This is a genomic window from Myxococcales bacterium (genome assembly GCA_016720545.1).
Classification (GTDB): domain Bacteria; phylum Myxococcota_A; class Polyangia; order Polyangiales; family Polyangiaceae; genus JAAFHV01.
On sequence record JADKKK010000005.1, the window covers coordinates 245563 to 261653 of the forward strand.

Sequence of the window (16091 nt, forward strand, 5' to 3'; positions counted from 1 at the left end):
ATGCGAACGCACACGCGCGAGACCCAAGCCAGCATCACGCCGGAGAAGTCCCTGCAATTTCTGAAGGAGGGCAACGCGCGCTTCGTCGCGAACCTGCGCGCGCACCGCGACCTCCTCGAGCAGATCAACGACACCCGCGACGGTCAGTTCCCGTTCGCCACCATCTTGAGCTGCATCGACAGCCGCACCTCGGCAGAGCTCGTCTTCGACCAGGGCCTCGGCGACATCTTCAGCGTCCGGATCGCGGGCAACGTCGTCAACGACGACATCCTCGGGTCCATGGAGTTCGCGTGCAAGATCGCCGGAGCGCGGTCGGTCGTGGTGCTGGGGCACACGAAGTGTGGCGCCATCAAGGGCGCGTGCGACGGCGTCCAGATGGGGAACCTGTCGACCCTGCTGAACAAGATTCAGCCCTCGATTTACGCCGAGCGGACTATCCACGAGGACCGCACCTCCGCGAACGGGGCGTTCGTCGAGCGGGTCGCCGAGCTGCAGGTTCGTCGCTCCGTGCGGGCGATCGTCGAGCAGAGCGTGACGCTCCGAGCGATGATCGACGCGGGCGAGCTCGCCGTGATTGGCGCGCTCTACGACGTCGAGTCCGGGCTCGTCACGTGGCTCGAGGACACGAGGCTTTTGGGGCGGACTACGCTCTAAATCACCGAGCATGATCTTCGATCAAGCCCGGTGATTCATTCCTCCTGTCATCGGAGGACTCCGTCCTCCGCCCCACGGGCGGAGCCCTTTGGGGGCCCCACCTCCTGGTTTTGGGTCCCGGCCCAAGACGAGGCACCGAGATCGCGGCGAAGAGCTCGCGCTCCGCACCCCAGGACGGAGGCGTACTGTTCGTAGCGGTGCAGCACGGGGATCGGATGGCAACGGCCCGGAGCCGCTCGAGTCCTCGGCGCGCGCGCCCTCCGCGCAGGCTGCACACGCCGCGGGCTCCGCCGCGGGGAGCGCACGGCGGCCCGAGCTTTCTCATGGTCGAACAGCGACCGAGGGCGCTCGTTTCCCTGGCAGGATCTACAAGGCGAGGGCGGCGTCGAGCAGATCGCCCACGGTCTTTGGGGTGAGGGGCGCCGCCGCCACGGACTGCACGGCGACGAGCTCCGCGGGAGCGCGAGCCGCCACTACTTGCGCCGGCGAGGTGAGGTTGGGGGGGGCGGCCGCCGCGCGTGGCTGGGGCGTGTCGCCGCCGCCTACGCCGATGAGCGTGCCCACGGACTCGGGCTCGTCGCCCCCGAGGTCGGGGAGGGCGGCCTCGGGCCGGGGGGCGGCCCCCTTGGTGGGCTCCGGGGTGAGCGCCTTCTGGCGGCCGGACTCCGGCGGCGGCGTGACACGATCGCCGTCGTCGTCCTCGTCGGTGGCGAGCGTCAGCGAAGGCGTGACGGCGCGCGGCGCGGAGAGCGGCGGCGCGGGGGTGGCCGCGCGAGGGGCGGACGGCGGCGGAGGCGCGCGACCGGAGGCGGGGGGCGGGCGGAGGCGGAGGGGCGACGACCGGAGGCGGAGGGGCGGCGACCGGAGGCGGAGGGGCGGCGACCGGAGGCGGAGGGGCGGCGACCGGAGGCGGAGGGGCGGCGACCGGAGGCGGCGGAGGCGCGCTAATGGGCGACGGGCGCGCCACCACGGGGGCCGCCTGCATGAGCGTCGCTTCGTCCGGATCGTAGCCGTCGTCCGCCTGCTCCGCGGCGGCTGCCGAGGCACCGGGCACGGGCGTCGAGGGCTCCGAGTCGGGCGGCTCGGGGATCGCCATCGCCGCAGGCCGCGACGGGCGCGGCGGGGGCTCGGCGCGGGGGAGGGCCGGTCGACTCGATGGCTCGGGCTGCGGCGCGAGCGCGAGCGCGAGCGCCGCGGCGGCCGGCGCCATGGGCGGCTCGGCGTCGGGCGTCCCGGGCCGCGCGGGCGCCGCCGCGACCGTGCGGGGCTCGGCTGTGCGCGCCACGACCCGCGCGAGGAGGGCCTCCAGCTTCTCGACCCGGGCTTGCGCTTCGCTCACGACACACCTCCATGAAGCTTCTCGAGGACGGCGCCGAAGCTGTCGCCCGCGGCGAGCCACGCGCGCGCGCGCTCTGCGGTCCCGCGGCTCGCGATGAGGAGCTTGGCCTGACCGTCGCTGCTGCTCAACTGGACGGCGTGCGTGTCTTTCCCGGTGGAGGTCGCCAGCGCGGCGCCGACGAGGCCCGCGAGGAACGCGTCGTCGTCGACGGCGGGATTCCCCACGACCACGACGAGGGCCCGGCCCCAGCGCTCGAGCGCCAGAGTGCCGAGGCCCGAGGCGGCGAGCTCTCCGCCAAGCTCGGACACGAAGGTCTCGAGGGACACACCCACCGTGGCCTCGCTCCCGCCCAAGCGCGCGGCGACGCGGGCGCCGAGCGATGCGCCGAGGGCCTTCCCGAGGGTCACGCGGAGCTCCGCCTCGGCCTCGAGCGCCAGCTCGATGAGGGCGGCGGCGGGCAGGAGCACGAGCCGTTCGTCATTCGAAGCGAGCGCGGCGCCTCGGGGCAGGTCGAGGCGCACCGCGCGGGCGGGATCGAAGCGCGCGGCATCGGAGGATGAGGTCATGGTGCCTTTGCTGAGCGTGGGCGAAGTGACATACGAGGGACCCGACCGGGCACGATACCCTTCACGCGCGGGTCCGCGGAAGGGCGCACGAGACCTTTCTTTATAGTTGGGGGCAAAACACGGTGTCAAATGCGCGTAAGGTCTCTCTGTGAGGTCTTCCGAGGGGGTCATCGCGCGTCGCCGTCGCTCCGCGCTCGCTCGTCGGGCTCGCGGCCTCGTAGCGTGCCTCGCGTTCGCGTGGTCACCCGTAGCGCGCGCGCAGACCGAGGCGCCCGAGCCTGGGAGCGACGCGGGCCCGCCTGTTCCGCCCGACGCGCCCTCGGGCCGCGTCGTCACCTACGGACCGGCGCGGGCCGAGGCCGTCCGCGGCGCGCCCATGCGGGCGTGCTCTTTCCACGAGGCGGTCTGCGTCTGGGGGAGGGCAGGTGACGAGCCGACCTCGCGCGCGGTCCTCGCGCACGCCGAGGCCGCGTTCGCGGGCCTCCACGGACCGCTGCGCATGGCGCGCCCGGAGCCCGGGCAGCTGACGGGCGCGTTCGACCTCATCCTCGTGGACGGCGAGGTCGAGGGCGAGATCGTGCTGGACGAACGCGATCCTCGCTCCCCGCTCGATCGCGGCGGCGGCTACGGGCGCCTCTCCCGCCGCCTCGATCGGGGCTGCGCGCTCCAGGTGGCGGTCACGCGTCTCGTGGTCCGTGGCCTGCTCCTTCGCACCGCGCCTGGCGCGGACGAGGGATCCGCGCAGGCCGAGGCGCAGGCCGTCACCGAGCTGCTCGTGCCCTGCGCTCCCGTCCGGGCGACCGCCGCCTACCTCACGTTCCAAGAGCACCCCGAGCGCGCGTTGGTGTCGCGCGTCGCGGGCGAGTCGGGCGGTCGGTTCGAGGCGCTGCACGAGCCTGCGCTTTGGGGCCTCCGCACCGTGGACGACCGCGTGGACGATCGCGCGGGCGCCCCGCAGGCCGTGGGCACGGCGCTCTTCTACCGCTGGCTCGATCGCGGCTACGGCACGGAGCCTGGGGCCGTGCTCCGCGGGCTCATCGCCCTCCGCGCGCACAAGACGCCCCCCGGCAGCGTGCGCTGGGTGAACGAGCCCGACGCGTTCGACGTGCTCGGGAAGAGCTTCGCGGGCAGCCTGTTCGAGGGGTCCAAGCTCGAGGACCTGCTCCTCGAGTTCGCCCTGTCTCGGGCGCACTTCGGGCCGGAGGCGCCCGGCGGTGTCCAGGCGTCGGGCGCGAGCGCGGCGCTGGGCGACGCGCCGCCCGTGCGGGTCGATTGGGACGTGCCCTGGCCCGCGACGCCGCGTCGACTCGCGCCGGCCTACCCGCTCGAGCCCACGGGCGCGTCGTATGTGGTCGTCCATACCGCCGGCGCCGCGCCGGGCGCGAGGCTCCGCGTCGAGGCGGCGTGGGAAGACCACGCGAAGCTCCGACTCGGCTTCATGCGCATCGACAAGGCGGGTCGCGAGCTGTCGCGGGGGCGAATCGCGAACCCGCCTAGCGCGCGCGAGGCGCAAATGTCGATCGCCGATCTCGACCAGACGGAGCGGGTCGTGATCGTCGTCACGAACGCGGGGGATCCTTCGTTTCATTTCGACCCTGACGACGTCGTCTTCGAGCCTCACTCCTACGGCCTCATCATCGCCCCCGAGTAGTCGCGAGGTCTCGCTTCGTGGCCTGTCCCGCGCGCCGCGTGCTACGCTCTCGCCGATGCTCCAGCGTACGCGAGTGAAGGTCCTGGGCGGCGGCGTCGTGCTCGGCGCGCTGGCGTGGGTGGGGGTCTCCGGGGTCGTCGGCGCGTGCGCCGAGAAGAAGAGCGCGATCATGCTCGCGATCACCACCGACATGAAGGCCCCGAAGGACGTGAACTCGGTCTCCGTCAGCATCAGCACGAACGGCACGGTGAAGCACAGCTTCATCGGCCGCGTGCGGAACGGGGAGGTCGAGCTCCCGGCGACCCTCGCGATCGTCGAGCCCGAGGAGCCCGGCGCGACCATTCGCGTGCGCGTCATGGCGTTCCAAGACAACAAGCCTCGCGTCCTGCGCGACGTGCGCACGAGCATCCCGAAGGGTGGTCGAACAGGGCTGCTGCGCATCCCCCTCAACTTCGCGAACGACGGCTCCACCAAGAGCGAGCCCGTCGCGCTGCCCCTGGGCGACGGGGTGACGACGAAGAGCGGGAACGCGGAGGGGTTCGACTTCTTCGCGTCGTTCCGGCCCGACTGCCCCGACCCGCTGAACGAGACGTGGATCGACGGCGCCTGTCAGGACAACGAGGTGAAGTTCGAGTCGCTGCCCGATTTCGACCCCGCCGCGATCATCCCGGCATCGGGCGCGGGCTGCTTCGACGTGGCGAAGTGCTTCGCGGGCGCGACCCCCGTGGGCGACCGTCTCGAGCACAACACCAAGGAGGGCAAGTGCACGCTCTCGCCCCCGGAGGGCGGGGTCGCCGGGCTGAACCTCGCGCTGGTCACGCGTGAGACCGGCGAGTGCAACGCGAGCGGCGATTGCTACGTCCCCCTCGACCGCGGCGCCCCCGGCTGGCGCGAAGAGGGAGGCAAGATCGTGCTGCCCTTGTACGTGTGCCAACTGGCCACGGCGCGGAAGGCGCGCCTCTTCGAGCGTCGCGGCGGCGCGTGCGCTTCCAAGGAAGAGAAGCAGACCGTGTGCTCGGGGGCTCCTGGCGAGGCGCCGACGGACGGCGGCGACGCGCGTGTCGACACCCCCCCCCCGACGCTCGTCGCCAAGCTCGGCTTCGCGACGGCCGTCGCGATCTCCGGCAGGACGCTCTACGCCGCGGGGACAAGGGTGGGGAAGCGCGAGATCGCGGTGAGCGGCACGGAGCTCACCGACATCGCCGTCCCAGCGTCGCCCAACCCGGACGCCGGGCCGTTCGACGCGGGCGCGGCAGACGCCTCCACACCGAGCGCGCCGCGCCCGTGGCGGATCGCCCCCGTAGGCTCGGTCTTGGCCGCCACGGACGGCTCGAGGAGCTATTTCGAGGACCCAGCGCAGAGGGCGCTCCTCGCGGTCCCGCCCGGCTTCGCGGTCGACGTCGCGGGGGCAGGTGGCTTCGCCTATTGGGCTACGGCGTTCGGCGCGTTCTTCTCCGACACCAGGGAGAACAGCGGTGCGTTCCCTGGCGGCGGCGAGGTGAGCGCCGTCGCGGCGGTGGACGGCTTCGCGCTGGTTGCGGGGGCGGGGAAGCTCGAGCTGTGCGAACGAGCGAGCGGGAAGCTGCCAGCCCCCCATCGTCGTCCAGGGTGCGCTGTTTCACGCGCTCGCGTTCGATCCAGCCACGGCGCCGCCAGCGAACTTCAAGGCCTACGCGCTCGCTCCGTCCGGTGTCTACGAGATCCCCGCGCGGGGTCAGGCGGCGCTCACCGCGGGGCCGCTGCCGTTCACGCCCGCGGGGACTACGGGCCCCGCCCAGCAGGGGGCCGCAAAGTACGCGCGAGGCCTCGTCGCTGGCGCCAAGTGCGTGTATTTTACAAGCTCGGCCGGGGTGGAGTACGCGACCACCGGGGCGACCGGCGCGAGCGGGGTGCTCGCGCCAGCGCCGGCGCCCTCGTCCCCGGCGCTTGGCGTGGCGCTCGGCGCCGATCCGGCCGGGAAGCAGGCCGTGTACTTCACGGTGTTCGCGGCCGAGGACGCTGGCGGCGGCGTGTACCGCGTCGCCCCACCCGCCGCGTGCGCGAGCGAGCCGTGAGCGCGCCCCCCGCAGGGCCCGAGGCGGGGACCGTGCTCGCCGGCAAGTATCGCGTCGAGCGCGTGCTCGGGGTGGGCGGGATGGGCGTGGTGGTCGCCGCGACCCACGTGCAGCTCGAGCAGCGCGTCGCCATCAAGTACCTGCTCCCCGTCGCGCTCGCGAACCCCGAGGTGGTCGAGCGCTTCGCGCGCGAGGCGCGCATCGCGGCCAAGCTGCGAGGGCCGCACGTGGCGCGCGTGATCGACGTCTCGCAGTTCGACGACGGCGTGCCGTTCATGGTGCTCGAGTACCTCCAGGGACACGATCTCGCGAGCGAGCTCGAGAACAAGGGGCCCCTCGAGGTCGAAGACGCGGTCCGCTACGTCCTCGAGGCCTGCGAGGCCCTCGCCGAGGCCCACGCTGCGCACGTCGTCCATCGCGACCTGAAACCCGCGAACCTGTTCCTGGCGGTTCAGCCCGACAAACGGGCAATAGTCAAGATTCTTGACTTCGGTATTTCACGATCCGTCGAGGCCTCCGCGATCGCCCTCACGGGCACGGGCACCGTAATGGGCACGGTCTATTACATGTCGCCCGAGCAGCTCGCGGATCCGAAGGGGATCGACCATCGGGCCGACATCTGGTCGCTCGGGGTCATCCTCTACGAGCTGCTCACGGGCACGCAGCCGTTCACGGGCGACAGCGCGCCTGCGGTGATCATCGCGGTCCTCGCCAACCGGCCGCGTCCCATCTTGGAGCTTCGCGCGCTGCCGGAGGGCCTCGAGGAGGTCGTCGCACGGTGTCTCCGCGAGGATCGCGGCGCGCGTTTCCAGAACGTGGCGGAGCTCGCGGCGGCGCTCGCGCCGTTCGCGGCGGAGAAGGATCGTGGGAGCGCCGAGATCGCGGCGCGCGTGCTCGGTGTGGCCGCGGAGCCGGCGCCGAGCGTGGGTGCCATCGAGGTGGCGGCCCAGCGCGTCGACCCCAAGGCGATCGCCACGGCGGCCACCGTGCTGTTCGACACGGGGGTGCCTGTCGCGGCCCCGTCCGCGTCGCCCGCCCAGGACGCCACCCGCCGCCCTCGCCGGGCGCTCTTGGCGCTTGGCGGCGTAGGTGCGCTCGCGGTCGCGGGCGTCGGGCTCTTCCTCGCGCGCGGGGGCTCCGGCGCAGGGGCGGCGCCCATCGCCATCGAGCCGGCTCATTCGGCGTCTTCGTCGGTGGGCGCCTCGGTGGCTTCCGCGGCCACGCCCACCACGGCGCGGTCGGCCGCGGCGCTCGTCGTCCCCGAGCCCTCCGCGTCGGCGAAGCCGACCGCAGCCCCTGGGCCCAAGCCGAAGCCAAACGCGTCGGGGTTGTCCGCCTCCCTTTCTACGCCCACACCCCCGCCCGTGCCGTCAGTCGCGACCCCGCCTGCCGTGACCGCCAGCGCGACTCCAAAGAAGAACCCCCTCGAAATGGGCCTCAAGTGAACCTCCCCATCGCTCTCGTGATCGGCGGCGTCGTGCTCGCTCTCCCGCTCGCGGTGAACGCGCAGGCGCCTGCCAAGCCCGCGGCTCCCGCGGCGACCGCCACTCCTGCCAAGCCCGCCGCGGCCGCCTCCGCCGCCTCCGCGCAGCCTGCCCTCGAGGCGCCGCCGCCGCCCACCGCGCCTGCGCTCGGTGACTCCCTCACGGGACCGGCCAAGCAAGACTACGAGTCGGGAAGGCTTCTGTTCCGGGACGGCGACCACGCCGGCGCGCTCGCGAAGTTCTCGAGCGCTTACGACATCTCGAAGGACCCGCGGCTGCTCTGGAACATGGCCGCGTGCGAGAAGAACCGGCGCCACTACGCGAGGGCCGTGGGCCTCGTGCGGCGCTACCTGAAGGAGGGCGACGCGACGCTGCCTGCGGAGGACAAGGCCGACGCGGCGGAGCTCGTGAAGGTCATGGAACCCTTCACGGCGAAGCTGCGCATCACGGTGAGTGAGCCCGGCGCGGAGCTCACGCTGGACGGCGAGCCGCTCGGCGCGTCGCCCGTCGTGCCCGTCGTGGTGGACATGGGCGTGCGCAAGCTCGTCGTGCGGAAGGCGGGCTTCGAGGAGCTCACGCGCGAAATCCCGGTGGGCGGCGCGGCGGAGCTCGCCGCGGAGCTGACGCTCGTCAAGATCGTTCACCAAGGGCGGCTCACGATCCGCGCTCCGAAGGACGCGACCGTCTCGCTCGACGGCAAGGTCGTCGGCAGCGGCGCGTGGTCAGGCACGGTCGCGAGCGGCGGCCACACGCTTCAGGTCACGGCCCCGAAGATGAGGCTCTACCAGTCCGAGGTCATCGTCCTCGACAAACAGACGCGGGACGTCAGCGTCAGCCTGGAGCCCGAGCCGAGCAAGGGCCTTCCAGGCTGGGTGTGGATCGCCGGCGGCGCGGTCGTCGCGGGGGGACTCGCTACCGCTGGCTACTTCATCTTCAAGCCGTCGCCCGAGTACCAGGGGCCGCCCGGGACGCTCGACCCCGGGGTCGTGCAGGCGGGCGCTCCGTTCACCTTCCGCTGACGGCGCGGCATCTACTGAGGCGCCAGCGGCGCCCGCGGGGCGCCGGGACCGAACAAGGAGGTCGTGAGCACGGGGCTCGCGCCCGCGTCGACCAGGCCCCGCGCGAGCGGCCCAAAACCGCACGAACGCGGCGTCACCTCGAACGGTCTCGGCCCCTCGTCGTCGGCGCAGCGACTCGGCGCGCGGCCCCCGTCGGCGGCCGTCATGGTCACGCACGAGCCCGAAGCGCACTGCGAGGCCTGGTCACAGGCGGCGCCGTCCTCGCGTACCTCGCCGCACACGCGGGTCGCGCCGTCGCAGAACGCGCCGCGCACGCACGCGCCCGGCTGGGCGCACGACTGGCCAGGCCTGGGCAGCTCGGCGCAGCGCCGCGTCGAGCCGTCGCAGTAGAGCGACCGCTGGGGATCGCAGCGCACGGCCGAGGCGCCGGCGACGATGCAGGCCTCGCCGCTCGCCACGTACGCCCGGCAGACCGTGCCGGAGAGCGTGAGCTCGCAGAAGCCGCGCTCGTCGCAGACGGGCAGCTCGAGCGTGAGGTCGCGCAATGATGGAAGTAGTTTGCACTCTTCCCCGGGCGCGCGTCGAAGCTGTTTCGTACAGATCTTGCGGCGCCGGTCGAAGCCTGGGCGCGTGTCGAACACGCAGGTGGCGGTCTCTCTGGGGGCGTTCGCTTGGCACTCGGCCGCCTCGGTGCACGGATCACCCGGCGCCACGGTGCCGCGGAAGATCTTGGCGCACGCCTCCGAGTAGGGCTCGGCGGCGTCGGGGAGCGCGCTCGGGTTGCCGGCGTCGCTCGAGCAGCGCGCGGCGCGCGCGCGGTAGGAGTCCACGCAGCCCTGCACGGCCTTCGCGTCGTAGAGCACCTTGCCTCGCTTCGCGATGTCGGCGAAGCGCTGCGCCTCGGCCGTCATTTGCGCCTGACAGGAGCGCTCGTCGTAGGCGTAGGCGGCCTCTGCGCAGCAGGTGGCTAGCGCGGTGCAGTAGGTCGTGGCGAGGCGCGTCGCGAGCTCGTCGAGCGCGGGATCGCCCGAGCACCCGCTCGCCAGGATCGCCCCACCTGCGAGCGCGCCGACCACGATCGCGCTCGCGCCGAGGACGCGTCGCGCCGCCGTCGCCGCCGCTCGCGCCACTACCCCGCCTCCGGCCGCGCGCCTCATTCGGGGTCGCAGCGCCCGTCGCACGTGTGCCGTGCCTCGCCGGTTCGGAAGAACACGTAGCTCTGCTCCTGCATCGCGCGGCTCTTCCGCGGGAACGCGTGGGTGTCGGTCTCCGGCGCGGACGGCCGGTTCGTCTTCGGGCGCTTGGGCACGCCGTAGTCTTGCTCGACGTAGACGTTCTCGCCGCGCAGCGGGCCCTGCACGACGGGCAGCCCCCAGATGTCGCTCGTGGCGGGCGCGAGCACCTTCGCGCCGACCATGCGGCCGAGCACGCGTGAGACGTCGTTGTTCACCTGGGCGTCCTCCACTCCCACGTGCAGCAGCACGTTCTTGGGCGTGCCGTCCTTCGGCGGCGTCGCCGAGATGTACTTGGCGAAGTTCGAACCGTCGCCGCGGTCCCACCCCACCGCGACGAGCGACATGATAGCTGAAAGATCGTAGGGATTCGGGTAGTTACGGCCGATGCTCCCCGCGAGCTCGCGCCACTGGTTGGCGCGCGCCAGGATCCACGCGACCGACACGCCGGGCACGCCGAGGGTGCCGCGCTCGAGGTCGCGCGACATCGCCATCACGAGCGCGCCCTGCGTGCCGCCTTGCGAGTTGCCGTGGTAGTAGATCGCCTTCGGGTCGTAGAGCGCCCCGCCTCCGTCGCCGCGCTGCACGTTCACGTCGCGCGAGAAGCGGCCCTTCAAGAGGCGCACGAGCGCGAGGTGGTTGATGATGCCCTGGAGCGGCTCGTCGCCGATGTAGGCGAGGTTCGTGATGTCCTTCGGCAGGTGCAGGAACCACAGCAGGCCGGACGGCGTGTTCATGCCCTGCATGTCCGACGAAAGGATGAGGAAGTTGCGCTCGCTCGCGAAGGTGCGCAGCCACCCGTTGTTCGCCTCCGAGTCGCTCCCCAAGAAGCCATGGCCATACTGGACGACGCTCGCGCGGTCCGGGCTCGTCCGCGACACGCGCGGGATCTGCACGCGGAACGTCACGTCCTCGAAGCCTTCGGCCACCGGCAGACCGTTCGCCCCGAGCCGGAGCTTTCGCGCGACGTCGTTCGGGCGGAGCGGCAGGACGAAGCTCGGCACCTTGGCGACGCCGGTCACGATCGTCTCGATGACGCCGGTGGGGCCGTCGGGGTCCCTCTTCACCTCGGTGACCGAGTACTCGGGCCCCTCCTCCCCCACGCGCTCGTACAGCGTGTCGCGCATCGTGCGGAGCGTGAGCGTGCTGTTGTCGTCGCTCGACGTCGTGAAGTCCCACGCGAGCTGCAGCTCGCTGCGGGGCACGCCGAGCTTGTCGGTGACGGCGAACACCTCGCGGTCGAAGCGCTCCTTGCGCTCGTCGACGCCCGCGACCGGGCTCGGCTTGCCGTCGCGGAGGGCCTGGAAGCCGCGGCTCGCCGCGCCGCCCGGCAGCCCGCGGACGGCCACGACGTACCGCTTGCCGTGCGCGAGCCCCCGCGCGAGGCGCAGCTCGATGACTTGTTTGCCGGCGTCCTCGGCGAGGTAGTCGAGCTCGGCCCAGTGGGGCTGGAGCTCGAGCGTCTCGGCGTCGATCACCAGGGTCTTGCTCGATCGCTCGAGCGACGCTTGAATGCCGTCGATGGACGGGGCGCCCGTGAGCGAGGCGCCCTCGATGTGGAAGGCGATCTGCGGGTACACCGGGAAGCCGTCGTGCACTCGGAACGGCTCGCGATCGAGCATCGCGTCGGTCTGCTCGCTCACGGGCAGGCGATCGCCGAAGTCGAGCTGGTGTGTGTGCCCGTACGGGCCGCCTGGCTTCCGGAAGTGGTCGGAAGGAAAGGGGAAAATGCACGACGACTCGTCCAGGTTGTCGCAGACCGCGAACCCCTCGACGGCCGGCGGCGTGGCGGTGGGGGCGCTCGAGCAGGCGCCCACGGTGACGACAAGGGCAGCAGCGGAGGCGAGCGCGGAGGCGAGGACTCTCATGGGGCTGTGGCGCTAGCACAGTCTGGCGTTTGCGCGAGGGCCCTGGCTCGGCGAGGCGCCCCGACGCCGGCCATTCGTTCGCGCGACGGCCCTTGCTCTCACGAGGCTGAGCTGCGCGATCTGTGGCTTCGCGCGAGGGCCGAGCGACGCCCTCCAGGGTCCCCGACGGCGCGGCGCTGCGCTACGCTAAGCGCATGGTGCGCAGGGTGAGTCCCTCGAGTGGAGCGGTTGGCGCACGGCCGGCGCGCGGTGTGCGCGCAGCGCGCGCGACGTGGCGCGTGTTCGCGGGCGCGGCGTCATGACCGAGCGAGGGCCCACGCTGCGCATCGTTGCCGTCAACGATGTCTACTCGCTCGAGCACCTTCCGCGCCTCGCCTCGCTCCTCCGCGAAGCGCGGGAGGTCGCGCCCGCCGATCGCCTCCTCGTCACCATGGCGGGCGACTTCGTCGCGCCGAGCGTGCTGTCCAGCCTCGACGCGGGCCGGGGCATGGTCGACTGCATGAACGCGCTCGGCTTCACGCACGCCGTGCTCGGCAACCACGAGGACGACGTGCCGCCCGAAGAGCTCCGCGCGCGAGTCCGGGAGCTCGAGGCCACCTGCCTCGGGACGAACGTGCGCGGGTTCGAGCCCGCCCTACCCGTGTCGGAGGTGGTCTCCGTGTGCGCGCCCGGCCCCGCGGGGCGAGCGGTCCGAGTGGGGCTCGTGGGGGTGGTCATGGACGACCCCACGGCCTACCGCCGTCCGCCGTTTGGGGGCGTGACGCTCCTCCCTCCCAACGACGCCGCGATCGCCGAGGCCGAGCGCCTCCGCGCGGCCGGGTGCGCGACCGTGCTCGCGCTAACCCATCAGCCGCTGGCCCTCGACCGCGCCCTCGCGCGTGGATGGCCGGCCTTCCCCGTGCTGCTCGCCGGGCATGAGCACCAGCCCTCGCTCGAGCGTGAGGGCGAGACGTGGATCGTGAAGGGCGGGGCCGACGCCGCGCTCGCCGCGGTGATCGATCTGGCCTGGCCGGCCGAGGCCCACGGCGCCGACGCACCGAGCGTGCGCGTGGCGCTGCACGACGTGTCGCGGTTCCCGGAGGACCCCGCGGTACGCGCCCGCGTGGCCACGCACATGGCGAAGGTGGAGGCCCTCACGTCGGCCACCCTGCTCGTGCTCGACCCTGGAGAGGAGCTCACGTCGGTCGGCGTCCGCGCGCGCCAGACCTCGCTCGGGACGCTGCTCGCCTCGCGGGTGCGCGACGCGCTCGGGGCCGAGGTGGGGCTCTTCAACGGCGGCGGGATCCGCGGCGCGGCGACGTACCGCGGTGGCTTCTCCTACGGCCACCTGCAGACCGAGGTGCCGTTCGAGAACGAGATGGTGGTGGTGGCCGTGCCCGGCGCGTCGCTCTCCGCGGCGGTGCAGGCCTCGCGCGCGCGGGCGCCGGTCGAGTCGGGGGGCTTCCTCCAGGTGTGCAGCGCGGTCGACGTGGGCCCGGACGGGCAGGTGATCCGCGTGGGCGGGGCGCCGCTCGACCCCGCGCGCGTCTACCGGGTGGCGCTCGTGCGGAACCTGTTCGCGGGCATGGACCGCAACGAGCCGCTGCTCGCGCTGGCCCGCGAGCGGCCCGAGCTCATCCCGCCGCCGGACTCGGGGCGGGACGTGAAGCTCGTCCTCCTCGAGAGCTTCGCCGCGGGGCTGTGGCGTGCGCTCGGCGGTTTTGACGCGGTCGACGCGGACCACGACGGGCGGGTCGACGGGAGCGAGCTCGAGCGCGCCATCGCCGACCACACGGGGGCCCCCGAGCCGCGGCGCGCCGCGATCGCCGCCGGCATCGTCATGCGCGCGCTCGACACCGACGACGACGAGCGCATTTCACGCGAAGAGGCGGCCGTCGCCGACCGCCTCCGGGAGCCGCCCGACGAGCCCGGGAGCTAGCCCGGGAGCGCCCGTGACGACGCTACTTGTTCGGGACGATGTTCCGTTTCTGTAGCAAATCCGCGAGGGTACCGAACTTCGCCTCGCGCTTCACCTGCGCGCGGTACTGCTGGTACGCGTTGCGCTCGGTGTCCTCGTTCATCGCCTTGATCGAGAGCTTGAGCTCGCCGCGCTTGGGATCGATCTCGATGATCTTCGCGTCGAGCTCTTTGCCGATCGGGAAGGCCTTGCGGAAGTCGGTGCCGCGGGCCGTGCCCGTGCCGCCGGCGGTGATGAAGCCGCGCGCGTGACGCCCCGTCGCGCCGAGCACGCGGACGGTGAGGCCCGCGGGGTCGGTGGAGACGATCTGCACGCGCACCGTGCGCTGCGGCGCGATCTTCTGCGGGGTCTCGCCCGCCGCCTCGCCGGTGGGCGCGGGGTGCAGCGCGATGCGGTGCGAGCCGGGCTCGACGTAGGCGACGACGACGTCGATGTCGTCGCCCTCCTTGAGGACCTCGTTCGGGTGCGCGATGCGCTTGACCGACAGATCGCCCACCTGGATGAGGCCGTCGACGCCGGACTCGAGCTCGATGAACGCTCCGAAGGGCTTGAGCCGCGCGACCTTGCCGGTGTGCCGCGTACCTGGGGCGTACTTCTCGGCGACGGCGGACCAGGGATCGCTCACGGTGGCGCGGCGCGAGAGCCACACCTTCTGCTTCTCGTCGACGCGGAGCACTCGCACGCGCACGGTCTCGCCGACCGTGAAGACGTCCTTCGGCTGGTCGGCGCGGTTGTGGCTCATCTCGCTCAGCGGGACGAGGCCCTCGACGCCGCCGATGTCGACGAACGCGCCGAAGCTGACGACGGTGCGGACCACGCCGTCCACGTCGACGCCGATCTTGATGTTCTTCAGCGCCTCGTCGCGGCGCTCCTTCGACTCGGCCTCGAGCATCGAGCGGCGCGACACGACCACGTCGCGGCCGCGCTTGCCGTACTGGGTGACCGCGAACGCGAGGCGCTTTCCGACGAGCGGATGCAGATCGTTGCCGAGCCGCAGGTCCATGTGAGACCCGGGCGCGAAGCCGCGGAGGCCGTCGATGTCGACCTCGACGCCGCCCTTGATGACGCCGGTGACGATGCCGAACACCAGGGACTTGTCGCGGAACGCGGCGGCCACGACGGGCTTCGCGCGGCGGACGCGCTTCGGGTGGTGGGTGAGCACCACCAGGCCGCCTCGGCCGCCGTCGTTGTGCACGACGCCGACGAAGGGCGCGCCGGGCTCGAGGATGACGCGCGGCAGCTGCGGGGCCGGCTCGGCGGCCACCGCGGGGGCAGCCGCCGCCTCGACCGCCGCCTCGGTAGGCTCAGTCGCGTCGGCGGGGGGCTCGGCGGAGTTGGCGGTCACGTCGGCGGGGGCCTCGGCTGCGCTGGCGGTCGCGTCGGCGGGAGTCTCGGCGGCGAGCGCCGCGTCGTCGCCCGCTGGCTCCGGATCGCTCGTGGCCTGGTCGGCCGTGGGCGCGCCGGGCGAGGCCTCGGTGGTGGGCGCCGCGTCGCGGGGCTCGTGCTCGTCGTCGGCGGCCGCCATGTCGGCCTTGGCGTCTTCCTCCGTGATCAGCAGCTCGCGCAGGTCGAAGAGCGCGGTGCCCTTGCCGGACAGATCGATGAACAAGACGTCTTCGGTGACGTCAAGCACCTTGCCGAACACCACGTCTCCGACGTTGAACGCGGGGCGCTCCTTCTCGACCTTGGGCTTCTTCGGCCGCGGGCCGCGGCCGGGCTTGTCGCCCTCCGCTCGGGTCTCGCCTTCGGCGTGCTCTTGCGCGTCGCCGGTCGCGCCGCCGTCGGCAGCGGCGCCCTCGGCGCCTGCCTCGCCGGGCTCGCGCGGAGCCCCTTCGCCACCCTCCTGCGCCTGCGCGCCGGGCTTCTTCTTGCGACGGCGTCGCCGGCGCTTCTTCTTCTCGCCGCCCTCCCCGGGTGTCTGGCCGGCTTCGCCCGCCTGGACTTCACCCTCGGCGGCCTCGCCTCCCTCGCCCTCCGCGTCGGACTCTTCCGCGTCGGACGCGTCAGACGCGTGCGCGTCGGGCTCGACCGAGGCTGCCGGCGTGGCAGCGACGAAGGGGACGGTGGGGGCCTCGGACGAGGCGGTGGCGCTCGCAGGGCTGGGCGCCGCGGAGGCGTCGCTCGGGTCGCCCGCGGGGGCGGACGGCGGGGTGGGGTTTTCCGTTGTGCTCATGGCTTTGCCGATCGGGGGGAGGGACCATAGCCGATATTTCTCCGTGCGCGAGCGCCGATTCTGGCGAGCCCGCAGAAAAGAGAGAGCGGTGGTC

10 protein-coding genes are annotated in these 16091 nt (G+C 72.8%); 5 read left to right on the top strand and 5 right to left on the bottom strand.

Features of this window, described 5'->3' with window-relative positions:
- Positions 1 to 654: a carbonic anhydrase gene (locus tag IPQ09_12790; GenBank protein MBL0195085.1), complete on the top strand. Its 654-nt coding sequence runs from the start codon at positions 1 to 3 to the stop codon at positions 652 to 654.
- 366 nt (positions 655 to 1020) lie between these two features.
- Here the strand turns inward: IPQ09_12790 and IPQ09_12795 are convergent, their stop codons facing one another.
- A complete protein-coding gene (locus IPQ09_12795) occupies positions 1021 to 1701 on the bottom strand; it encodes a hypothetical protein (GenBank protein ID MBL0195086.1) in 681 nt (226 codons plus the stop codon).
- Between the two features lie 288 nt (positions 1702 to 1989).
- The gene (locus IPQ09_12800; GenBank protein MBL0195087.1) at positions 1990 to 2559 is read right to left on the bottom strand and encodes a hypothetical protein; all 570 of its coding nucleotides are present in this window, start codon (positions 2557 to 2559) and stop codon (positions 1990 to 1992) included.
- 148 nt (positions 2560 to 2707) lie between these two features.
- Here IPQ09_12800 and IPQ09_12805 point away from each other — a divergent pair, with 148 nt between their 5' ends.
- The 3 genes from IPQ09_12805 to IPQ09_12815 are packed head-to-tail and all read left to right on the top strand — an operon-like array spanning position 2708 to position 8767.
- Positions 2708 to 4210 carry a hypothetical protein gene (locus IPQ09_12805; GenBank protein ID MBL0195088.1) on the top strand — a complete coding sequence of 501 codons (1503 nt, stop codon included), beginning with the start codon at positions 2708 to 2710 and terminating at the stop codon, positions 4208 to 4210.
- 55 nt (positions 4211 to 4265) lie between these two features.
- Positions 4266 to 7709, top strand: a complete 3444-nt coding sequence (locus IPQ09_12810) for a protein kinase (GenBank protein ID MBL0195089.1) — start codon at positions 4266 to 4268, stop codon at positions 7707 to 7709.
- Positions 7706 to 8767, top strand: coding sequence for a PEGA domain-containing protein (locus IPQ09_12815; GenBank protein MBL0195090.1), 1062 nt, complete (start codon positions 7706 to 7708; stop codon positions 8765 to 8767). Before IPQ09_12810 ends, IPQ09_12815 begins: the two co-directional genes overlap by 4 nt.
- Positions 8768 to 8778: 11 nt before the next feature.
- On the opposite strand, the gene IPQ09_12820 is transcribed toward IPQ09_12815, so the two are convergent.
- Both IPQ09_12820 and IPQ09_12825 read right to left on the bottom strand, forming a co-directional pair.
- Positions 8779 to 9897 carry a hypothetical protein gene (locus IPQ09_12820; protein MBL0195091.1) on the bottom strand — a complete coding sequence of 373 codons (1119 nt, stop codon included), beginning with the start codon at positions 9895 to 9897 and terminating at the stop codon, positions 8779 to 8781.
- Between the two features lie 23 nt (positions 9898 to 9920).
- Positions 9921 to 11867: a hypothetical protein gene (locus IPQ09_12825; protein ID MBL0195092.1), complete on the bottom strand. Its 1947-nt coding sequence runs from the start codon at positions 11865 to 11867 to the stop codon at positions 9921 to 9923.
- A 298-nt stretch (positions 11868 to 12165) separates the two neighbouring features.
- Here IPQ09_12825 and IPQ09_12830 point away from each other — a divergent pair, with 298 nt between their 5' ends.
- Positions 12166 to 13785: a 5'-nucleotidase C-terminal domain-containing protein gene (locus IPQ09_12830; GenBank protein MBL0195093.1), complete on the top strand. Its 1620-nt coding sequence runs from the start codon at positions 12166 to 12168 to the stop codon at positions 13783 to 13785.
- Positions 13786 to 13807: 22 nt separating this feature from the next.
- Here the strand turns inward: IPQ09_12830 and IPQ09_12835 are convergent, their stop codons facing one another.
- Positions 13808 to 15997 carry a S1 RNA-binding domain-containing protein gene (locus tag IPQ09_12835; protein MBL0195094.1) on the bottom strand — a complete coding sequence of 730 codons (2190 nt, stop codon included), beginning with the start codon at positions 15995 to 15997 and terminating at the stop codon, positions 13808 to 13810.
- Between the last annotated feature and the right edge of the window lie 94 nt (positions 15998 to 16091).